The following is a 2,388-nucleotide window of genomic DNA, read 5'->3' on the forward strand; positions in this document are numbered from 1 at the left end:
GGGCAGGGCGCGCCGTCCAGCCGGAACGAGGGCATTGAAACGAGACTCCCGCTCTTGATCCTTGGATACGGAGGATGTTCCTTCTGTGAGAACGCCACCGGGCGCCACCGCATTGACCCGAATACCATGTTCTGCAAGTTCGACTGCGCACAGCTTCGTGAGTGAAACCACTGCGGCTTTGGACGGCGAATAGGCGGCCGTTCCGGGAGTGACAGCTTTCGCTGCAATCGAGGCGATATTGACGATCGCGGCATTCGGTGCGGCGCTCAGTTGAGGAATCAGAGCCTGCGTCATGATCAACGCCCCTACGACGTTTACGTCCATGACTTTCCGAAACTGGTCGGGGTCGACCGTGGCGATAGGAGCGGGCGGGAAGATTCCGGCATTGTTGACCAGTGCGTCCACTCGTGGCAGGGACGACGAGAACTCGGCTACGGCCGCACCGTCGGTGATGTCCACAGTGGCCGCTGTCCCGCCGATCTCCTGTGCAACGCGTTGGGCCGACTCCGCATCCAGATCGACGGTGATCACGTGAAATCCGTCTTTGGCCAGTCTGCGCGCGATAGCGGCTCCGATGCCGCGGCCGGCTCCGGTAACCACGGCGACTCGAGTGTCAAGGCTCATGGGGTAGTGCTCACTTCCTCGTCGAGTGGTGTCACGTCTGTGGAATCGCTGCCGGGCAGTTCTCTCATGGCCCGTTTGTCCAACTTGCCGACAGCGGTGCGGGGCAAGCTGTCCGTCAGGTAATAGGCCTTGGGAATCTTGTACCCCGCCAAAAATTTACGGCCGTGCTGTTCTATGTCCTGACGGGTGGGTGGGTGCTCCGCATCGGCAGGAACGATCAGGGCAACGAGAAGTTCACCCATCTCCTCGTGAGGGATACCGATGCAGGCAACGTCGGCCACCGCAGGGTTGCGGATCAGAGCCTGCTCGATCTCGGCCGGGTAGATATTGACGCCCCCCGACACAACCATGTCGGAGAGTCGATCGGTGATCCAGACATAGCCATCTGCATCCATCCGTCCGATTTCCCCGAGAGTGAAGTCGGTTCCCGAACGTGTGCCGGAGATGTAGTTGATTCCGTGTCCGGTGGTGTCACGGAACCACAGGGCGCCCTCCGTGTCCGGGGGTGCAGGTATTCCGCCGTCACCCTTGATGTAGGCCTCGAATGGGGGCACCGCCCGCCCGACCGATCCTGGCCGCTCGAGCCATTCCGGCGCGCTGATCATGCACGTGGTACCGACCTCGCTCGCGCCGTAACTTTCCCACACGATCGGTCCGAACCAGTCGATCATCGATTGCTTCACCGGCGCCGGGCATTTCGCGCCGACCTGTAATACGTACTTCAGCGACGAAATGTCCGCAGAACTACGCCGGGCCTCCGGGAGTGCCAGAAGGCGTTGAAAGTGGGTGGGCACCATGATCGACGACCCGATCCGGTCGCGTTCGATGATGGTCAACAACTTGTCCGCGTCGAACTTGCCGAGGATGGATATCGGGGCCCCACCCGCGAATAGACGGGTGGAGGTCAGCGGCCCGGAGTGATACATCGGGCCGACAACCAGGTGTCGCCCGAACGCGATCATCCTGTTCTGCGCGAGACGTTCCACATGGTCATCGATATTTGCGCCACCCACCCACGAAGTCGGTGGTAGTTCGACCCCCTTGGGGCGGCCGGTGGTTCCTGACGTGTAGACGAGCGTCCGGCGGGGGGTGATGTCGGTGGGGGGCTCGCCGTGATCGACGCACCAGTCGGACCACGCAGTCACCCCGTCCGGGAGTGGGCCGTCACCCCAGGCGACGACTGTGGGCACACCGGCCATCCGGGCGGCGTCGGCGGCGACAGACGCTGTTCCATTGTCGCAGAGCACGACCCGAGCACCGGAATCGCCGAGTATGTAGGCGGTTTCCGTGGCCGTCAGGTGCGAGTTCACCGCGACGGCCGACGCTCCTGCCAGGGTGCAGGCAACGTAACCCAAGAGGGTATCGACCGAGTTCCCGGCGAGTACGGCTACTCGGCCGTCTGGTCCTAGGTCGGCGGAGATGAGCGCATTGACCATCGGCCGAAGCGCGTCGTCTGCCTGCTGCCAATCGAGTGCCCGGCTCGCATCGCGAACGGCAATCTCCCCTGGCCGTTCTCGGGCGATTCGTGCGGCGAAGGTCACTGCGCCACCTGAAACGCCGATTGGGCCCACGCGCGCAGTTGATCGGCCGCTACTCGTTCGGCGCCGTGAATATCGGCGAGCGGGAGTTCACCGTCGAGCACCTCGCCGTTGGTCCCGTCGACGGTGACGATGCGTCCGGCGAGTGCCACAAGATTGTCTTTGCCGCAGCCCACGACGCATGGGGTACCAAGTTCGCGGCTCACGACTGCTGCGTGGCTGGTGG

Annotated in this window: 3 protein-coding genes; all 3 read right to left on the minus strand. The window is 63.3% G+C overall.

Features of this window, described 5'->3' with window-relative positions; genetic code table 11:
• A partial coding sequence (locus tag WAW17_RS30645; protein WP_422336599.1) for an SDR family NAD(P)-dependent oxidoreductase occupies positions 1–624 on the minus strand: 624 nt, incomplete at its 3' end.
• Entirely contained in the window at positions 621–2,165 is a 1,545-nt protein-coding gene (locus tag WAW17_RS30650) for an AMP-binding protein (protein WP_422336600.1), read from the minus strand. The genes WAW17_RS30650 and WAW17_RS30645, both read right to left, overlap by 4 nt.
• A partial coding sequence (locus tag WAW17_RS30655) for a PEP-utilizing enzyme (protein ID WP_422336601.1) occupies positions 2,162–2,388 on the minus strand: 227 nt, incomplete at its 5' end. The genes WAW17_RS30650 and WAW17_RS30655, both read right to left, overlap by 4 nt.

The sequence above is a fragment of the Rhodococcus sp. (in: high G+C Gram-positive bacteria) genome, from assembly GCF_049286785.1.
GTDB lineage: Bacteria > Actinomycetota > Actinomycetes > Mycobacteriales > Mycobacteriaceae > Rhodococcus_F.